At 65.2% G+C, this 18,911-nt stretch carries 12 protein-coding genes and 1 pseudogene; 9 read left to right on the top strand and 4 right to left on the bottom strand.

The genetic code is table 11. The annotated features are described in order from the left end of the window. Positions 1-30: 30 nt before the first annotated feature. Entirely contained in the window at positions 31-1,674 is a 1,644-nt protein-coding gene (locus tag A37U_RS0115135; RefSeq protein ID WP_240437591.1) for an aldehyde dehydrogenase family protein, read from the bottom strand. Between A37U_RS0115135 and A37U_RS0115130 the strand changes: the two genes are divergently transcribed. Together A37U_RS0115130 and A37U_RS0115125 are read left to right on the top strand one after the other, a co-directional pair. Beyond that, the gene (locus tag A37U_RS0115130) at positions 1,593-2,354 is read left to right on the top strand and encodes an IclR family transcriptional regulator (protein WP_020497488.1); all 762 of its coding nucleotides are present in this window, start codon (positions 1,593-1,595) and stop codon (positions 2,352-2,354) included. The genes A37U_RS0115135 and A37U_RS0115130 overlap by 82 nt on opposite strands. Positions 2,355-2,557: 203 nt before the next feature. After that, positions 2,558-4,498 (top strand): FAD-dependent monooxygenase, encoded by a 1,941-nt coding sequence (locus tag A37U_RS0115125; protein WP_020497487.1) that lies wholly within the window; start codon positions 2,558-2,560, stop codon positions 4,496-4,498. 465 nt (positions 4,499-4,963) lie between these two features. Here A37U_RS0115125 and A37U_RS0115120 read toward each other — a convergent pair whose 3' ends face one another. Continuing rightward, complete coding sequence (locus A37U_RS0115120) at positions 4,964-5,878, bottom strand: MurR/RpiR family transcriptional regulator (RefSeq protein ID WP_157182840.1); 915 nt, start codon at positions 5,876-5,878, stop codon at positions 4,964-4,966. A 106-nt stretch (positions 5,879-5,984) separates the two neighbouring features. On the opposite strand from A37U_RS0115120, the gene A37U_RS0115115 reads away from it, so the two are divergent. From A37U_RS0115115 to A37U_RS0115095, 5 genes are all read left to right on the top strand, one after another. Then, the gene (locus A37U_RS0115115) at positions 5,985-8,018 is read left to right on the top strand and encodes a hydantoinase/oxoprolinase family protein (RefSeq protein ID WP_020497485.1); all 2,034 of its coding nucleotides are present in this window, start codon (positions 5,985-5,987) and stop codon (positions 8,016-8,018) included. Further along, the gene (locus A37U_RS43850) at positions 8,015-9,616 is read left to right on the top strand and encodes a hydantoinase B/oxoprolinase family protein (RefSeq protein WP_020497484.1); all 1,602 of its coding nucleotides are present in this window, start codon (positions 8,015-8,017) and stop codon (positions 9,614-9,616) included. The genes A37U_RS0115115 and A37U_RS43850 overlap by 4 nt, the downstream gene beginning before the upstream one ends. Next, a complete protein-coding gene (locus A37U_RS0115105; RefSeq protein ID WP_020497483.1) occupies positions 9,613-10,758 on the top strand; it encodes an aminotransferase class V-fold PLP-dependent enzyme in 1,146 nt (381 codons plus the stop codon). The genes A37U_RS43850 and A37U_RS0115105 overlap by 4 nt, the downstream gene beginning before the upstream one ends. Positions 10,759-10,811: 53 nt before the next feature. Then, positions 10,812-12,146, top strand: coding sequence for an MFS transporter (locus A37U_RS0115100; protein ID WP_020497482.1), 1,335 nt, complete (start codon positions 10,812-10,814; stop codon positions 12,144-12,146). 141 nt (positions 12,147-12,287) lie between these two features. After that, entirely contained in the window at positions 12,288-13,820 is a 1,533-nt protein-coding gene (locus A37U_RS0115095; protein WP_020497481.1) for an amino acid permease, read from the top strand. A 1,488-nt stretch (positions 13,821-15,308) separates the two neighbouring features. Here the strand turns inward: A37U_RS0115095 and A37U_RS0115090 are convergent. Further along, on the bottom strand, positions 15,309-16,241 hold the full coding sequence (locus A37U_RS0115090; RefSeq protein WP_020497480.1) for a helix-turn-helix transcriptional regulator: 933 nt from the start codon (positions 16,239-16,241) through the stop codon (positions 15,309-15,311). Between the two features lie 58 nt (positions 16,242-16,299). Here A37U_RS0115090 and A37U_RS0115085 point away from each other — a divergent pair, with 58 nt between their 5' ends. After that, positions 16,300-17,379 carry an aldo/keto reductase gene (locus A37U_RS0115085; protein WP_205622942.1) on the top strand — a complete coding sequence of 360 codons (1,080 nt, stop codon included), beginning with the start codon at positions 16,300-16,302 and terminating at the stop codon, positions 17,377-17,379. A 295-nt stretch (positions 17,380-17,674) separates the two neighbouring features. Next, positions 17,675-18,640 carry an aldo/keto reductase gene (locus A37U_RS43845; protein WP_020497478.1) on the top strand — a complete coding sequence of 322 codons (966 nt, stop codon included), beginning with the start codon at positions 17,675-17,677 and terminating at the stop codon, positions 18,638-18,640. A 63-nt stretch (positions 18,641-18,703) separates the two neighbouring features. Here A37U_RS43845 and A37U_RS49695 read toward each other — a convergent pair. Beyond that, positions 18,704-18,911 (bottom strand): annotated as a pseudogene (locus tag A37U_RS49695) (transposase); the annotation flags it as partial.

Below are 18,911 nucleotides of genomic sequence, written 5' to 3'. Positions count from 1 at the left end.
GTCCTCTCATTCTCCGGAATTGGTGCCGGTTCAGTAATTGACGTTTATCGTTTTCAGTTCGGTGTAACTGAGCAGTTCTTCCAGGCTTTCCTCGCGCCCGACGCCCGAACCCTTGACACCTCCGAACGGCACGTTCGGAAAATGCCGGGAAGAGTCGTTGATCCAAGTGAAGCCGGCTTCGAACTCGTGGACCATGCGGTGGGCACGGGCCACGTCCTGGGTCCACACACTCGCAGTGAGGCCGTAGTCGACGTCGTTGGCGATAGCGATGGCCTCGTCCTCGTCGGTGAAGGAGAGCACCGACAGGAGCGGGCCGAACACTTCCTCCTGGGCGATGCGCGAGTCCGGCCGCACTCCGGTGAACACCGTCGGAGCAACGAACAGGCCCCGTTCGAGATTCGAAGGCGGGCCGCCCCCGGTCACCACGGTGGCGCCTTCGCTTTTCGCGGTCTCGATGTAGCGCAACGTTTTCTCGTATTGCGCCCGGTTGATCATGGTTCCCTGTTCGGTGGCCTCGTCGAACGGGTCGCCGATCCGGCGGCGTTCGATCAGCGCGACCACTTTCTCGACGAGCACATCGTGCACTTCGCGTTGTACCAACAGCCGGGAGTTCGATCCACAGGACTGGCCAGACCACGTGAAATTCATGCCGAACACCGCCCCCTTGGCGGCCGCGTCGAGATCGGCGTCGGCGAATACGACCATCGCGTTCTTCCCGCCGAGTTCCAGGGTCACGTCTTTCACGGCGGTTTCGGCCGCGGCACGTTGGATAGCCCGCCCGGTCGGTTCGGATCCGATGAAACCGATCCGGCGCACCTGCCGATGACGTACAAGGGCATCGCCGATCGCGGGTCCGTCGCCGACGACGACGGAGAGAACACCGGGCGGGAAGATGTCGGCGGCGAGCTCGCCGAGACGTAGCGCCGAAAGCGGGGCGGCCTCTGGCGGTTTGAGGATGGTCGGATTCCCCGCCACCAGCGGGGCGCCGATTTTGCATGCGAACATCAGCGGATGGTTGTAGGGCACGATCCGGGCCACCACACCGACCGGTTCCCGAACGGTGATATGCAGACCGTGGGAGGCCGGTACCGAGGTTCCCTTCAACTCGAGTGCCTGCCCGGCGAACATTCGCAGCTGCATGACCGCAGTGGCCACGTCGGCGCGTGAGTTGCTGATGGGCGACCCGGCATCGACGGTGTCCAGGAGTGCCAATTCCTCGCCATGCTCCTCGATGGAGTCCGCGAGTGCCCGCACCAGTTCCGCTCGCTCGGTATTCGGCGTTGCGCGCCATTTCGCTCGCGCGGCGTGTGCGGTCCGCGCCGCAGTATCGACGTCGCCGACGTCCGCGTCCGGTGCCTCGGCGATGACCATTTCCCCATAGGGACTCACTCGCTGATAGGTCCGGTGGCCGGTGGCGGAGACGAGCGTGCCGTCGATCAGCAGTCTCCACTCGCGGTCGAGCAATGCGGTTACCGCCGCCGGAACCAGTGCTGCGGCCTGATTCGTCACGGACCAATTCGGCTGCGCGGATGACGCCTGTGTCATACGATCACTGTGGCGCATTTCTGCGAATAAGGATATAGTTTTCTGCTGTGAAGAATAAGCCAACCTATGCGGTCGAGTCCGTCGACCACGCGTTACACCTGGCTCAGCTGCTCCAACAGGAAGGGCCACTGCGGGTCACCGACGCCGCATCGCGTCTGGGCGTATCGGCTTCCACCGCGCATCGATTGCTTGCCATGCTCGTTTATCGTGATTTCGCCGAGCAGACTTCGCAGCGACAATATACCGCCGGATATTTGCTCAGGCCAGCACAGCAGTCCGAGGCGCCGCTCGCGCTGCTACGGCGCATCGCCGTGCCGCATTTGCAGGCACTGACTCGCCGGGTGCAGGAGTCGAGCAACCTCGTGGTGCTCGTCGGTGCCGAGGTTCGTTTCCTGGCCACAGCCGAATGTGATCAACTGCTCCGGGTAGGCGATCGCGTGGGACAGGTCGTACCGGCCCATCTCGCCTCCGGTGGCCAGGCTCTGCTCGCCGAGATGTCCGGGAGTGCGATCGAAGAACGTTATGAAGCCCATGGCGAGGTCGAATTGCGGAGCTTCCGGCGAAAGCTTCGTACGGTCCGGAAGCGCGGCTTCGCGATCAATGATCAACTGACCGAACGCGGTGTCACCGCCATCGGCGCGGCTTTGCACCAGCCATCCGGAGAGCCCACCGCGGCCATTTCGATCTCGCTGCCTAGTGCTCGATTCCGACGTGACGATCTGCGCGTCTGGGGAAACGAAATAGTCACCACCGCCACGGTCATCGAGCGGGATCTCGAAGCAGGTGGGGCACCCGTCCAGTCGCAATGACACGATTGTGTCCCGAGCAACAGGTACCGAGCGCGAATACCGGGATATTGTGAAATGGATGTTTCTGCATAGCAGAAAATTCTGTCTCCTGAATCGGATTGACGGCACGATGGGTGGCGCCACTGGGCAATCCGAGCTGTGCGGCGCGGAGGCCCTGTTCTTCGACGGCCGGGAGAGGATTCGACGGCCAGGGAGTCAGACAAGTGCAGCAGCAATTCTATCTCGACGGCTACAAACCCGGAGACCCATTCATCGCCGAGCCCGATCCGCGCATGGCAGGGCGCTCCAGCGGGTTGCCACGCGTGGCGGACGTCGTCATCATCGGGTGCGGCCCTGCCGGGCTATTGCTGGCGGCCCAACTCGCCCAGTTTCCCGAGGTCCACACGGTCATCCTCGACCGGCGGTCCGGGCCACTCGAGGTCGGCCAGGCGGACGGTGTCGCGTGCCGCACAGTGGAGATCTTCGAGACGTTCGGTTTGGCGGACCGACTCATGCAGGAGGGCTATCAAGTCAACGAGGTCACTTTCTGGCGTCCGGACCCCGCGAATCCCGGCTCGATCGTGCGCACCGGCCGCATCAAGGACGTCGAAGACGACCTGTCGGAGATGCCGCACGTAATCGTCAACCAGGCCCGGATGCTGACCTTCCTCCGAGAGCACATGCGTCGCTCAGCCGCCCGCTTGAAACCATACTACGGGCTACATGCTGCCGACGTGCGGATCAGTACGGACAGCACGGATGAGTATCCGGTAACGGTCGTACTACAACACCTGGAGGATTCCAGCCCCACCGGGGAGACATCAACCATTCGCGCCCGGTATGTCGTCGGCTGCGAAGGCGCGCACAGCGTCACGAGGCAGGCCGTCGGACGTCAACTCGAGGGAGAGGCCAACGGCCAGTCCTGGGGCGTACTGGACGTGCTGGCCATCACCGATTTTCCCGATATCCGGCTGAAGTCGGCGATCAACTCCGAATACGGCAGCATTCTCATCATCCCTCGAGAGGGCGGCTACCTTGTCCGGCTCTACATCGAGCTAGACAATGACCGCGACGGCGAAATGCTGCGCAACCGTACCGTCACCCCACGCAAACTCACGGCAGTCGCCAACCGGATCCTGCACCCCTACAGCATTGACGTGAAACAGGTTGGTTGGTGGTCAGTCTATGAGGTCAGCCAGCGGTTATGTGATCGCTTCGACGACATCGCGGGCGGCGAGTTCGATACGTGTCAGCCCAGGGTATTTCTCGCCGGCGACGCCTGCCACACACACAGCGCCAAAGCGGGACAGGGGATGAACGTTTCGATCGCCGACGCGTGGAACCTCGGGTGGAAGCTTGCCACGGTGCTGCGTGGAACCTCAAGACCAGAATTGCTGCAGACCTATTCCCCGGAACGCCAGGCCGTAGCCCAAGAACTCATCGATTTCGATCGGACATTCGCCGCCATGTTCGCCTCCCATTCCGGCCAGTCGGAGACTCCCAGCTCGGCTCGATTCCAGGAATATTTTCGCGAACAGGGGCGGTTCACCGCGGGCGTCGGAGTTCGTTACGGTCCTTCGCTGCTCACCGCGCGGCCGACACACCAACATCTCGCCCAGGGATTCCAGCTCGGGACACGTTTTCACTCCGCCCCCGTGGTCAGGCTCGCCGATGCCAAGCCCATGCAGTTAGGACACGCGGCTCGCGCCGACGGAGCCTGGCGGCTCTACATGTTCGCCGACCAGGCCCGTCCGGACCGTCCGGATTCATGCCTACGTCGAATGGCGGCGACTCTGGCCTCACCGCACTCACCCATCGCACTGTTCACTCCACCCGATGCCGATCCGGACTCGGTCATCGACGTGCGCGCAATCCTTCAGCAACACCACCGAGAACTGACTGCTAGAGAGCTACCACCAGCCTTGTTGCCCCGCAAAGGACCATACGGACTTATCGACTACGAGAAGGTCTTCTGCCCCGACCCAGCCCTCGATATATTCGAGCGACGTGGAATCGATCGCCAATGCGGAGCGCTCGTCCTCGTCCGTCCCGACCAGTACATCGCCCACGTGCTTCCACTTGACGCCCATGAGGAACTGACGCATTTCCTGCGAGGTGTCCTTATCGAGGTGAGCTTGGGGTTCCATCGAAGTCGTGGAGGCTAGACGGTCAGGAGTGACTGGCTCGATATGGAGTGTGCGTGTCAGCGCTGCGGGTGATACGGCGGCCGAGATGTCGGACTGGGGCAGACCGGCCCCTGGGTCCTCCTCGACCTCGACTGCAGGCCGTGTCCCCGGGGCAGAGTGCATGATCGGTACGAGTCGGCCGAGTTGATCGATGTGATCGCTGACGCCGATAACCCTCGCGAGCCGCGAAGCTGGGTGAACGATCGCCGTGCCGGATAGCTGATCGTTTCCGCTCAGGCTGCCAGTTCGGGTCCCGGCCCAGGAGCGCCACGATCCGGTCTATGAGCTTGTCATCGGCGGGTTCGGGAAGCGGGGCGCGGTAGGTGTCGGAGGCGCCGGTCAGCGGACTGTCCCGTGTGGTGATGCGGCGTGCGACCGCTACGGCTGCTGGATCGCGCGGCCCTGCAGCGCAGCGCGCTTTCGGTGACCGGGCAGCCTTTTTCGCTATTCGTGCGCGAAGACGTTCATCGCGGAGTAGGAGGCGTCGACGCGTTGCATCGCGTCTTCGGCTCGGATGTGGTCGGCGCGTGCGGTCATGGCAATGAGTGTTTCGACCACAGTCAGTGCGGGTGTGAGTGAGGTCCGGGGTGTGGGGCTGTCGGAGGGGGCGATGAGGGCGAGTTGCGCCGAAGTCGTGAGTGGCGATACTTCGCTGTCGGTCAATGCGATCACCTTCGCGCCGGTGGCCGCGGCCGCCGCCGCAGCGTCCGCGGTCGCGCGGTAGTAGCGATGGAAGTCGATGGCGATCACGAGATCCTCGGGTGCGAGCAGGCCCAGTTGCTGAGCTGTCGCGACGGGGTCCGCGGGCTGATCGGCGGCGATTCCCAGTAGTCGTAGTGACGAACCGAGGTGAGCCGCGACGGGAGCGGCGACGCCGAGCCCCAACAGCAGCACCTGGCGGGCTCGAGTCAGGGCTTCCGCGGCGTCGGCGAGAATCGCGGGTGAGACCGTCCGGGTCAAATGTTCGAGGTTGCGCCGGGTCTGTGCAAGGACCGCGTCGAACATTGCAGCCGAGTTGTCCGGTTCGGGATCGCTGGCGAGTTCCTTGAGGAAGTGCGGGTATTTCGAGAGCGTGGACCGCAGGGAGCGTTGCAGATCAGGGTAGCCCGCGAATCCCAAGCGCTGCGCGAGTCGCACCACGGTGGCGGTGTGCACGTCGGCGCGTTCGGCGAGGTCAGCAGCGGGTAGATAGGCGATGGCATCGAAATCCTCGAGCATCGCCCGCGCCACTTGACGTTGCGCTTTGCCCAGTGAAGGCGCCAGCGCAGCAAGTTGCGCGCGCAGCTCGTCAGGTTCGGCCATCAGCTCATCCTCGCAGTTCCCCTGATTGTCATGAACGAGCGTGCCGCACCAGTGCAAGCAATGCAAGTATCTTTGCAGATATTTAGATCACGCGAGATTGCTTGCAAAGAGGCCGTTTGGCTGGTTAGTGTTCCGGCAGTCAACGTCTTGGTGAGGAGAGCGCATGTCGTGGCGGGTCGGAGTGGACACCGGGGGAACTTTCACGGATGTCGCACTGGTCGATGAGCGGCGTGGCTTGGTCGCCGTCCGCAAGGTGCCCTCCATCAAGGAGGATCCGTCGGCGGCGATCATGGCCGGTGTTCTCGGTCTGCTCGCCGAGTACGGTGTCTCATACGGGGAGATCGCCCGTTTCAACCACGGCACGACGGTGGCGGTCAATGCTGTGCTCGAGGGTGCGGCGACCCGCACCGCGTTGCTGACCACGGCGGGATTCCGCGACGTGATCGAGCTCGCCCGGCAACGTCGGCCGCACTTGTACGACATGTCGGTGCGTAAGCCGGTACCGATCATCGACCGGGAATTGCGGTTCGAGATCGACGAAAGGCTGGACATCGACGGGGTGGAGGTCCGTCCTGTTGACGAAGGCAGCCTTGGGGCGGCGATCGCCGGGATACGTGATTCCGGGGCCGACGCGATCGCGGTGTGCCTGCTGCACTCCTACGCCGACCGGCGGCATGAAGTGGAGGTTCGCAGGCGTCTCCAGGAGGTGTTGCCCGGGGTGCCGGTCTCGGTCTCCAGCGAGGTGCACCCGGAGTACCGCGAGTACGAGCGATTCAGCACGACCGCGGTCAATGCCTCTCTTGTCCCTGTGATGCGCCGCTATCTCGATCGGCTTTCCGATGCGGTCGCCTCGGCGGGCATCGCCTCGCCCGTGCGGGTGGTGCAGTCCAACGGTGGTCTCGCGTCCACCGCGACGACCGGGGAGCTCCCGGTCTCCACCCTGTTCTCCGGGCCGAGCGCCGGGGTCCTCGGTGCCGCTGCGCTGGCTGCCGAGGCAGGGGTGCGCGACATCATCACCTTCGATATGGGTGGCACCAGCACGGATGTCTGTCTCGTGCGCGGTGGGCAGGTACCGATCGTGCACGAGCGGGAGATGGATGGCCGCCCGATCATGGGCGCGATGGTCGACGTGGTCTCGGTCGGTTCCGGTGGTGGATCCATCGCCTGGGTCGACGATGGCGGACTGCTCAAGGTCGGTCCACGAAGCGCGGGCGCCGCCCCGGGACCGGTCGCTTACGGCCGTGGGGGGAGCCGCCCTACGGTCACCGATGCCGACTGTGTGCTCGGCTATCTGCACCCGGACGCGCCGCTTGCCGGGACGCTTCGCGTCGACATCGCGGCCGCGGCAGGTCAGTTGGAAGCGGAGGTGGGCCGACGGCTCGGGCTTGATGCGGTCGCGGTCGCCGAGGGCGTGCTTCGGGTCCTGCAGGCCGATCTCGTCCGCGCCGTTCGCACCGTTTCGGTCGCCCGTGGCACCGATCCTCGTGCGTTCACGCTCGTCCCGTATGGCGGCGCCGGGCCACTGCACGCCTCGGCTCTCGCTCGCGAGCTCGGCATCCGTCGCGTGCTCGTCCCGCCTGCTCCCGGCATCCTGTGCGCCTACGGCGCTCTGGCCGCCGATGTGCGCGGCGACTTCGGTGCCACCTGCGTAGCGGAAGCCACCGAAACCGGGCTCGCGGATATCGTCGCCGCCTACAAGGGGCTTGACGAGCGTGCCACCGACTGGGCCCGCGTGGAGTCGGTCACCGATGCCGTGCTCACCGAACGGCGCATCGAACTGCGCTATGCCAACCAGAGCCATGCCCTCGTGGTGCCGCTGCACGGCGAACCGGACGCTGACTCTTTACGGCAGGCGGTCGCCGATTTCCATCGGCTCTATGAGAAACGGTACGGCTACACACTGCCCGAGGAACCGGTACGGGTCGTCGCCGTACGGCTCACCACGACCGCGCCGACCGAACGCTCGTGGAGCTCGCAGCCGATGCCCGAGGGACAGGCCACCCCGACCGTGCGCGACATCTTCGTCGACGGCACCTGGACAAGCGCCGAGGTCTACCGCAGAGAAGCGCTTCCACTCGGCTGGAGCTGTTCCGGTCCGGCGATCGTGAGCCAACTGGACGCCACGACCGTCGTGCTTCCCGGACAGAACGCCGGCATCGACGAGTACGCCAACCTGATCATCGAGGAGACACGATGACCCCCGCCGACACCGCAGCGGAGCTGGACCCGATCACTACCGAGGTGATCGGCAGCGCGTTGTTCGCCATCACCGAGGAGATGAGCAGCGCGCTCATGCGTACCGCCTACTCGCCGAACATCCGTGAACGCGGCGATTGCTCCACCGGTCTGTTCGATGCGCAGGGTCACGTTCTCGCACAGTCACAGCGACTGCCGCTGCACATGGGGTCGCTGCTCGGCTCGGTGCGGTCCGTGCACGAGCGCTACCCGGTGGAGACACTGCGGTTCGGAGACATGTTCGTTGCCAATGACCCTTACCACGGCGGGGGCTCACACTTGCCCGACGTCAACGTGGTCGCGCCGATCTTCTTGCACGACAGGCTCATCGGCTACGCGGCGAGCACCGCCCACCACTCGGATGTCGGTGGCATGGTCGCGGGCAGCGAATCCGCCGACTGCCGCGAAGTGTTCCAGGAAGGGCTGCGACTGCCGCCGGTGAAGCTGGTGGGCTCCGGTCGTGTGCAAGAGGACGTGATCGCGATCGTCGCTCTCAACTCACGTGTGCCCGTGGACCGCGGCGGTGATCTGCACGCGCAGATCGCCGCCAACCGGATCGGCCAGCAGCGGCTTGCCGCACTCGCCGAACGCTACGGTACGGACCGGTTGCAGGATTACGTCGACGATCTTCTCCGGGCGACAGAACGGCGTATCCGGGCCCGCTACGCGGAGATCGAGCCCGGCGCGTACGAGCACGACGAGTACCTGGATCCACTCGCCGATGGCACCCCACTGCGGATCCACGTGCGGCTCCAGGTCCGTGACGGCAGGCTGGTCTTCGACTTCACCGGCTCCAGCCCGCAGCTGCCCTACGCGCGCAACATTCCCTCCTACGCCCTCGCAGCCACCGCGTTCTGTGTGGTCAAGACCCTGCTCGATCCAGCGATCGCGACCAACGACGGCTTCTACCGGAGTATCGAGATCATCGCACCAGAGGGCACGATCGTGAACCCCGTGGAACCTGCCCCGGTCGGAGCCCGCGCGCTGTCCTGCGGCGTGCTCGCCGACGCGATAGCGGGCGCGCTCTCGCTTGCCGCCCCGGACCGCATGGTCGCCGGTTCCGGTCCGCACCAGCTCGTGGTGTTCGCGGGCCTCGACGAGCGCACCGACGACTACTTCGTCAACTACGAGACCATCGCCGGTGCGCTCGGCGCAACGGCCACCCACGATGGCCTCGACGCAGTGCGCATCTACGCATCCGGCGCCGCGAACCTCCCGGTCGAAGCGCTCGAACACGCCTTTCCCCTGCGGGTGGAGCGCTACGAACTGCGCGACGGTTCCGGCGGTGGTGGCGCACATCGCGGCGGACGGGGAATCCGCCGCGATTACCGGCTCCTTGCCGAAACCGCGCGCCTGAGCCTGACCGGTGAACGGCACATCGAACCCGCACGGGGGACACGCGGTGGCGCCGACGGTGCACCCGGTCACTTCGTCCTGAACCCCGACCGAGTACAGGAAGCCGAGCTGCCGCGGATCGCACGGGACATAGTGCTCCACGCCGGTGACGTGCTTCGCGTCGAGACGCCCGGCGGTGCCGGGCACGGGGAGGCCGGCCGATGAGCACCAGTGTGCGGGAAACCAACGTGTTCGAGCGCGCTCGGTGCGAGTTCCGGGTGCTCGACCGGACAACCTACCTCGACGTCGCCGGGCGGGCGCCGATGGCCGAGAGTGTCCACCAGGCGATGCTCGACTATCTGGAGGTCTGCCGCACCCGAGGCGCAGACAAAGCGGAATGGTCCGCCCGCGTCGAACGGCTACGGGCGCGCACCGCGGCCTTCCTCGGGGCGGACGCGGCAGAGATCGCGTTCATGAAGAACACCTCCGACGGACTGAACTCGGTCGGCGCCGCGCTGCAGCTCGGCCCCGGCGACAGCGTTCTGCTCAGTCCGGAGTTCGAGCACGCCAACAACGTGTACCCGTGGGTGCACCTGCGGGACCAGGGCGTCGCGGTGCGCACGATCCCGCTGGGACCGGAGGGATCCGTCCGGCCCCACGATGTCGCCGCCGTCATCGACAAAAGCACCCGGCTCGTGACGCTGTCCGCAGTGTCCTCGTGGACGGGCGCACGGCCGGATCTGGCCGCCATCGCCGACGTCTGCCACGAACACGGTGCGTTCTTCCTCGTCGACGGCGCCCAGGCGCTCGGCGTGGTCGACGTCGACGTACATCGCGACCGCATCGACGCGCTGGCCGCCGCTACCCAGAAGGGTCTGCTCGGCATGTACGGGCTCGGCGTCCTATACTGCCGCGCGGAGTGGTTCGACCGGCTGCGGCCACCGTTCCTGTCCGTCGCGGGCGTCGACCGTGTGGGCCTGCACGAATCCGATCTCGGCGATTTCGAGAATGCCACCGCCCTCGATTCGGCGGCCCGCTTCGAGGTCGGCAATCACAATTTCGCCGGGCTCTTCGCGCTCGAGGCCTCCCTCTCGCTCCTCGCGGAGACCGGAACAGCGGCCGTCGAGCGCCACGTTCTCGACCTCGCGGACGAACTCACCACAGCGCTGACCGACGCGGGAATTCCACCATCGCTACACCGTGCCCAGTCAGGGATTGTCTCCTTCGCCGTGCCTGATCCCGAGTCCCTGGTCGGGCGGCTGGCCGCTGAAGAGGTTCGCGTCTCAGCCCGGCGCGGCACGGTACGCGCCAGCCTGCACCTCTACAACAACCGCTCGGACATCGAACGGCTGATCAACCTTCTCTGAGTCTCTCTCCACCACGTGCTTCCCGCTGACATGACCGACAAGGAAGTCACAACATGAACAGCAGCACCGCACCCGCGCAGACAGCATCACGACGCGGCACGGTCAACATCCTTGCCGCGAGCACCATCGGCTCGATCGTCGAGTGGTACGACTACAACATCTTCGCCACCAGCTCCGCCGTGGTGTTCCCCACGGTGTTCTTTCCGCACGCCACCCCGTTCGTCGGGACAATGGAGTCCTTCGCGACGTTCGCGGCCTCGTTCTTGCTCCGTCCCATCGGCGCTCTGATCTTCGGCCACTTCGGCGACCGTCACGGTCGCAAGACCTCGCTCATCGTGACTCTGCTCATGATGGGGCTGACCACCGTGTTCATCGGACTCATCCCGTCGGCTGACGCAATCGGCTCAGCCGCACCGCTGCTGCTCGTGCTTTTCCGCCTCGTGCAAGGCGTTGCGCTCGGCGGCGAATGGGGTGGCGGTGTACTGATGACCACCGAACACGCAGCCGAACACCGGCGCGGACTCTGGGGCGCTCTGCCGCAAATCGGAAGCCCCACCGCCAACCTGTGCGCGAGCGGCATGATGGCACTCGCCGCCGCGATCAGTGGGAATGCCTTCATCGAGTGGGGATGGCGTATCCCGTTCCTGGCAGGCGCCGTGCTGCTCGCGATCGGTTTCGTCATGCGGCGCACCGTGTCCGACAGCCCCGCCTTCCGGGAAATCAAGCAGCAGGGCAACACCGCCCGTTTCCCGCTGCTGTCCCTGTTGCGCCACGATACGAAAACCTTGCTGCTGGCTGCCGGCACCCGCATCGGGGTGGACGTCGCCTACTACACCTTCGCCACGTACAGCCTCAGCTACCTGACCCGCAATCTGCACCTCGACACCAACATCGGTTTCATCGCGCTCGCCGTGGGAGCTGCGTGTGAGGTCGTCGTCATCCCAATGGCCGGTGCACTCTCCGATCGGATCGGCCGGAAGAAGGTCTTCCTCGGCGGGCTGACCGTCTTCGCGATCTGGTCGTTTCTGTTCTTCCCGCTCGTCAGCTCCGGTTTCCAGGTACTGGTGATCCTCGCCTTCGCCGTCGCGCTCGGCCTCGGCCACGCCGGCACCTGGGGCATCATGGGTTCTCTCTATCCCGAACTGTTCCGCACCCAGGAGCGATACACCGGCGCCTCCTTCAGCTTTCAGCTCGCCGGTATCTTCGGCGGAGCACTTGCCCCCTTCATCGCCACCGCACTGGTGTCCTCGTCGCTGGGCATCGCCGGCGTGGCGATCTATCTACTCATCGCCTGTGCCCTCAGTTTCGCCTGTGTGCTGGCTCTGCCAGAGACCCGCTCGGCGAACCTTCGCGCCGCAAACGAGGAAAACCGCCCCGAAACCGGCTGACAGCAGCGACCGTCGCCGCCGTCGAACGAGTGACCACAGCACACCCGATCCGCAGCCTCTGCTCAGGACGAACAACGAAGAGCGGCCTGATCACGGCTCGGGGCCGTTTGCCGGCACCTGAAGAAAGGAACGTCAGTGACGATGTCACACGAAAAGATTGGCAGTACGCGGCTCTCCGGCGACAACCCTGCCGACGATGGGTCCGGCACCCGCGACTTCGCCGACGAGCAGTCCGGCTACCGCACCGGGATGACAGCGCGTCACCTGCAGATGATCGCGATCGGCGGCGCTATCGGCACCGGGCTGTTTCTCGGTGCGGGGGGCCGGCTCCACGAGGGAGGCCCTTTCCTGGTGGTGATCTACGCGGTATGCGGCCTTTTCGCCTTCCTGGTGCTGCGCGCCCTGGGCGAGTTGGTGCTGCACCGGCCTTCCAGCGGCTCGTTCGTTTCCTACGCCCGCGAGTTCTACGGTGAGAAGCTGGCGTTCGTCACCGGCTGGATGTATTTCTTCCACTGGGTCTTGACCACCATCGTCGACTGCACCGCCGTGGCACTATACGTGAAGTACTGGTCCCTGTTTTCCGCTGTCCCGCAATGGGTTCTCGCCCTGATCGCGCTGCCGATCGTGATGGGATTGAACCTCATCTCGGCGCGGGTCTTCGGCGAGACGGAGTTCTGGTTCGCGCTGGTCAAAGTCGGCGCCTTGGTGACCTTCCTGATCATCGGCATCATCGTTCTTGCCGGCGGCTGGCCGACCGACGCGGGGCCGACCGGTGTTACGATGATCACCGACAACGGCGGGATACTGCCACACGGCGCCACCATCGGCTCGGTGCTGGTTCTGTCCCAGGGCGTTGTCCTCGCCTTCGCCGGGACCGAACTCATCAGTATCGCCGCCGGCGAGACCGCGAATCCACAGAAAGTGATGCCTCGAGCGATCAACAGTGTCATCGTGCGCCTCGCCATCTTCTACTGCGGGACCGTGCTCCTGCTGGCGCTGTTGCTTCCCGCGCGCCTGTACTCCGCGACCCAAAGCCCGTTTGTCACCTTCTTCAGCCACTTCGGCGGCCCACATGTCAGCGCCATAGCCGGTACGGTGATGAACTTCATCGTCTTGACCGCGGTGTTGTCCAGCCTGAACGCCGGCCTGTACTCCACCGGCCGCGTCCTGCGCTCGTTGTCCCACTCCGGCGCCGCCCCGCGGGCGCTCGGCCGGATGAACCGGCGCGGCGTACCTTATGGGGGTATTTTGCTTACTGGGGCGATCGGATTGTTCGGTGTCATCCTGAACTATCTCGTTCCCTCGGAAGCCTTCGAGATTGCGCTCAACACGACCTCACTGGGCGTCATCTGCAGTTGGGCCACCATCGTGCTGTGCCAGATGCAGCTACGACGCTGGTCACTCCAGGGCAAGCTCGAGCGCCCCGCCTTCCGGCTCTTCGGCGCCCCCGCTACCGCATGGCTCACGCTCGTCTTTCTCGGTGCAGTGCTGGTCCTGATCGCTTTCGACTACCCAACCGGTACTTACACCATCGCCGCCTTGCCCGTGGTCGCCGGGCTGCTGATCCTGGGCTGGTATCGCCGCCGCGGCCGAATCACGGCAGTGGCTGAACGGCGTCGACTGGGCGCCAAACCCAACCCGGATTCGTGGGGTCCCGAACGCGAACCGAAGTGATCGGTCTGAGGGATGATCGTGCAAGCCTTTTCGGTGGCTTGCCGATCATGATCCGAAAAGCCGAAGCGGGCCGAGGCCGGGGTGGTGGCTCGCGCGAATCGTGGCGGCCGCGAATGAACGGCACTGGGTGATGGCGAGGAGCGCCGGTAGTGGCCGCGGTGATGCGCAGGTGTCCCAGGAGCGTTCTCGGTGAGAAGTGGGTGGTTGCAGGTCAGAACCCGCTCTATGGGCGTGTCGGAATCTGTTTTCCCAGGAAATCTGCGAGGGAGGTTGGTCTGGATCGGTTCGGGTTGGGCATCTTCGGTCGGTGCCGTCCCCCGCGGGGGACGGCGTAGTCGTGGCGGCTGGTGCCATCCTTGCTATCGCTTGTGTCGATCTTTTCCGGCGAAGGGACTGGTGGGCGCGAACCTCAAGTAAGGGGGCGACGTACTTGGTGAGTGTGCGGAAGTCGCGAGCGGAGCCACGTGAATGCTCGAGTCGATCGTTGATGGTCTTGTTGGGGCCCATATTGGCGCCGACCGACCACGTCGAAGCATGACGGAAAGAGGACAGGGTCGATGTTTGCGTCGCGACCGCAGTCGAGGGGTGAGACGTCTGGCGGCATTGCGCGAGACGATCTTGAACGGGACGGCTATAGAGTGGTGCTGACCAGGTCGGGTCTGTGCGGCAGGGTGTACTAGGCTCTCTTATGAGACGAGGTCATTCGTCGTACTGCGTCTGTAGAGGCGCGTGATCCCTCGCTTGGGAGAGAATTCGAGTCTGTGACACCTACTTCCGGAGAGCAGGCACATTCGACTCTAAGGCCTCTACCAGAAACTATACTCACGTGATCCGTCACATGAACCCCGGAGATCCCACCGTTCGCCGCGAGTTCGTGCCACGACTCATGCCACGAAACTGGGATCACGCTCCGGGCGTGTCGCCCTAATTCTGCTGGCAGCAGGTGAACCCAAACTGTACGAACTCGGCATTCCGTGGAGTCGATGCGCGACGCATCGATGTAGTGCTCGGAGAAACAGCGGGTGCGGCTGACGATCCCCGCGTGCAAGGCTGGGGTGCAAACCGAGGGGGTGCGCGGCGTGCACGCGGGACGATCCCCGCGCGTGCGGGGCTGGGGAGCGAGATGACCTCATCCGGCTGATGGAGGAAGGACGATCCCCGCGCGTGCGGGGCTCGGACTCGGGTGTTCGTGACCATGTGCTGTCCTACCGGACGATCCCCGCGCGTGCGGGCTGGGAGGACGGGCGGCATGAGTGGCGACACCGAGTACGGACGATCCCCGCGTATGCGGGGCTGGGGGCTACTGCAAACGGGTGGGTTCTTCCTCACGGGGACGATCCCCGCGCGTGCGGGGTTGGGTCCTCTTGGGTTTTCATGCGGAGCTCCGGCTCTGGACGATCCCTTCGCGGCCGCTGTGTGTGGTTGGTTCGGTTCGTGGTTGACCTGAACGATTTCGGAGGGGCGGAACAGGTGGTTCGGGTGCGGCGGCTACGGCGGGGGTTCGGCCCGGTGGAGATCGTGGTGGCACCGGTGCTGAAGGGGTGTCTTGCCGTAGGTGCGTTTGAAGGCCGTGATGAAGGCGCTTTCCGAGGTGTAGCCGAGCTGCACTGCCAATTGGCCTACGGTCGCGTCGTGGTGGGTGAGTTCGTGTGCGGCGATCCGCATGCGCCATTCGGTCAGGTAGGCGAATGGCGGGATCCCGGCGACGGTGCGGAATCGCGCGGCGAAACCGGTGCGGGACATAGTGGCGCGGCGGGCGAGTTCGTCGAGCCGCCACGCGTGGGCGGGGTTCTCGTGCAGGGCTCGGGCGGCTGGTGCCAGCCGCGGATCGGCTAGGACGCGTAGCCGGCCTGCGGGCAGGGCGTCCGGCTGAGTCAGGTACGCACGCAGGACTTGGACGAGGAGCAGTTGCGCGAGGTGATCCCGGGTGAAGCTGTGGCCGGGACGGTCGCAGCCCGTTTCCGTGTCTAGTTCCTGCAGCAGCCAGCCGAAGGCCGAGGCCTGCGGGTGTGTGGCGGAAATGTGCAGCAGCGGCGGCAAAGCCTGCACCAGCAGTGCCTCGCCGCCCGGTTCGACGGTCACTTCGCCACCTACGCCGGAGAATTCGTCCGCTGTCCCGATGCGATGGTCGGGCACCGTCATCGTTTCGGCATCGACCGGCAGCACATCGGCATCGGTGCGCAAGACGAAGGGATGGGAACCGTTCACCGCGATCGCCTCGCCGGACCGCAATTCGACTCGCTGTTCGCCGGAGGCGAAGGTGCAACTCCCGCGCTGCACGGCGATGATCTTGAGCCGCCCGCGGGACGGGAAGCGCAGAGCCCATCGGCCGCTTGCGGACAGCTTTCCGGTCAGGCGGCAGCGAGCGCCGGCGAGGGCGAGCACCTGGGAGAGCGGGTCGGGGTGCCGGTGGGCGAGCATGCCTGTACTTTCGCGCTAAAAATTGGGACGCAACGCTATTCACCGTACACTGTCTCTGGTGAACACTGGGGTCATGAACCTCGCTTCGTACCGCACCCTCGGCCGGACCGGCCTCCGGATCAGCCCGCTGGTCCTCGGCACGCTGACCTTCGACGATCCCGGCTGGGGTTGCGATCAGGACACCGCGCTGCAGCTGCTGCACCATTACGTCGATGCGGGAGGAAACACTCTCGACACGGCCAACGGCTACGCCGGCGGCCGAGCGGAACAGACCATCGCGAAATTCCTCAAGCAGAACCCGTCGCGGCGGGACGCGCTGGTGCTCGCCACGAAGTTCGCAGGCAACATGCACCCCGGCGACCCCAACGGCGGTGGTGCCGGCCGCAAGGCGATCTTGCGGCAACTCGACGCGTCACTCACCCGGCTGGGCACCGATCACGTGGACCTGTACTGGCAGCACTACTTCGACCGGCACACCCCGATCGAAGAGACAATCGGCACCCTGCAGGACCTGATCACCGCGGGCAAAATCCGCTACTACGGCCTCTCCGACACCCCCGCGTGGGCCGTCACGCGCGCGGCGAGCCTCGCCGAATGCCGCGGCTGGGCCCCAGTCGCGGCGATTCAGGTTGAGTACTCGCTGCTGCAGCGGACTGTCGAAGGTGAGCTGTTCGGCGCGGCCCGGGCTCTGGGCATCGGCGTGACGCCGTGGGGTCCGCTCGCGGGTGGGGTGCTGTCCGGGAAATACACCCGGACCGGTGACGCCGAGTCAGGCCGCGCGGACTGGGCCAGCACCCGCGCACGACTGACCGACAACAACTTTGCCCTGCTCGACGTACTGCACGAAATCGCCGCTGCACAACGCGTTCCGGTGTCCGCCGTCGCTCTTGCCTGGGTCAATCACCACCCCGAAGTGACCGCGACGATCATCGGCTGCCGCACGCTTGAGCAGTTGGAGAACAACCTGGCATCCCTTGCCGTGACACTTTCCACCGACCAACTCGCCACGCTGGACACCTTGACCGCCCCGTCTTTACCCTTCCCCTTCGCCTTTCTCGACAACACCGCGGCCGACCTCGCCCAAGGCGGCGCGACGATCAACGGGATACCGTCCCGAAACTGGCACCCGTCCCAGTGACCAGCACGAACCGCCGACGTCGGCGGTCGGCGATGCGGCCAAGCCGCGGTCCTGCCCGGTGCGCTGAGTGTTTCTGCGACACAACCGCGACACGGTGTCCACGAATGGCGGACATCGGCTCGGCAGGCTTGGACTATGACCTCAACTGAGACCATTTCGTCCACTGCGGGCAAGGAAGCGCACCGGGTGCCGAAGGGTCGTCTACTTGGCATCGACGGATGCCGTGTTCGCTAGCTGAGCAGTATAGTCGGGACGTGAGATAGCAACGCTCACCAAAGAGGCACGGAGTGCTGATATGCATGAGACCGCACTGGGGAAGACATCCATCGAAGTCAGCGAGTTCATCTTCGGTGCGGGCGGGATCGGGGGAATTGGCAGCGTTCCAGTGTTCCGCGGTCACGGAAACAGTGCCGAAGAAGGGATGAGTCTGCTCGACAGGGCGCTGGAAATCGGCATCACGGTAATCGACACCGCGGATGTCTACGCGGGCGGCGACAGCGAGCGCACTGTGGGCGAGTGGCTCACTTCTCGTAAGCCGCAGAACATGCTCGTGACGACGAAGACGGGCGGTCACGGCAGGCCCGAGAAAAGGGGCACCGACCTGTCGCGCGAGCACGTCGCGCGGCAGTTGGAGCAAAGCATCGGCCGCATCGGTCGGGTCGATCTGTTTCTCTCCCACGGACCGGATCCCGATACGCCAGTCGAGGAGACGCTGACGGCGTTCGCGGCGGCGCAGGAGGCGGGCCAGATTCGTGCGTTCGGGATGTGCAACGTGGACGCGCCGCTACTCGAGCGCATTCTGGCCGTCGCAAAACGTAACGGCCTGCCCCGGCCCGAGTGGATCCAGAACAGCATGAGCCTGCTCGACCGCGGCAGCGAGCGCGAACTGCTGCCTCTGGTCATGGGTGAAGGGCTTGGGTTCACCCCGTTCTCGCCGCTGGCGGGCGGCGTTCTGTCCGAGCGGTATCTGGACGGCGCCGAGATCGCCCCGGACAGTCGGATCGGGTTGGCCGGCGAGACGTACTACGCGGGCAGGTACTCCGAGGAGAACCTGGCCAAGGTAGCGGCCCTGCGCGAGTTGGCCCGGGAACGCGAAGTCAGCGTGGCCGGCATCGCGCTCGCTTGGCTGCGCGCGCATCCGGCTGTGACCGCGCCGATCGTCGCGCCAAGCAAACCGGCGCAGTGGCAGGCTGTCACAGAGGCGCTTCGGCTGGGCCTCGACGAGGAGACCTTCGCCCAGATCGGCGCGATCTTCGAATGACGTCGACGTTGAACAAATGGTCAAAGGTGACCGCGCAAAGTGTTGATTGCCCTCATCGGAACGCCTGTTCAACCGTTCTTGCGGGTTGTTCGACCAGATCTGCCGCCAGATCTGTTTCGGAAACCCGGTGAACGACAACAGCTCCGCCCGCGCTTGGTCGAGATGATCGGCCACTCTCGGGAGTTTCTCGGCGAGTGCGTCGAGCATCCGATCGTATTGCGCCACAACGCTTTCCGTGTCCGCCTGGTCGAACACCGAGTGCCACAACGTC

Source organism: Sciscionella marina DSM 45152 (assembly GCF_000379465.1).
GTDB lineage: Bacteria > Actinomycetota > Actinomycetes > Mycobacteriales > Pseudonocardiaceae > Sciscionella > Sciscionella marina.
This window is presented reverse-complemented; position numbering and strand designations above follow the sequence as displayed.

Coding starts and splice junctions, on each gene's coding strand:
- A37U_RS0115115 (WP_020497485.1), top strand. CDS start 5,985: ATGTCGTGGCGGGTCGGAGTGGACACCGGGGGAACTTTCACGGATGTC.
- A37U_RS43850 (WP_020497484.1), top strand. CDS start 8,015: ATGACCCCCGCCGACACCGCAGCGGAGCTGGACCCGATCACTACCGAG.
- A37U_RS0115105 (WP_020497483.1), top strand. CDS start 9,613: ATGAGCACCAGTGTGCGGGAAACCAACGTGTTCGAGCGCGCTCGGTGC.
- A37U_RS0115100 (WP_020497482.1), top strand. CDS start 10,812: ATGAACAGCAGCACCGCACCCGCGCAGACAGCATCACGACGCGGCACG.
- A37U_RS0115095 (WP_020497481.1), top strand. CDS start 12,288: ATGTCACACGAAAAGATTGGCAGTACGCGGCTCTCCGGCGACAACCCT.
- A37U_RS0115090 (WP_020497480.1), bottom strand. CDS start 16,241: ATGCTCGCCCACCGGCACCCCGACCCGCTCTCCCAGGTGCTCGCCCTC.
- A37U_RS43845 (WP_020497478.1), top strand. CDS start 17,675: ATGCATGAGACCGCACTGGGGAAGACATCCATCGAAGTCAGCGAGTTC.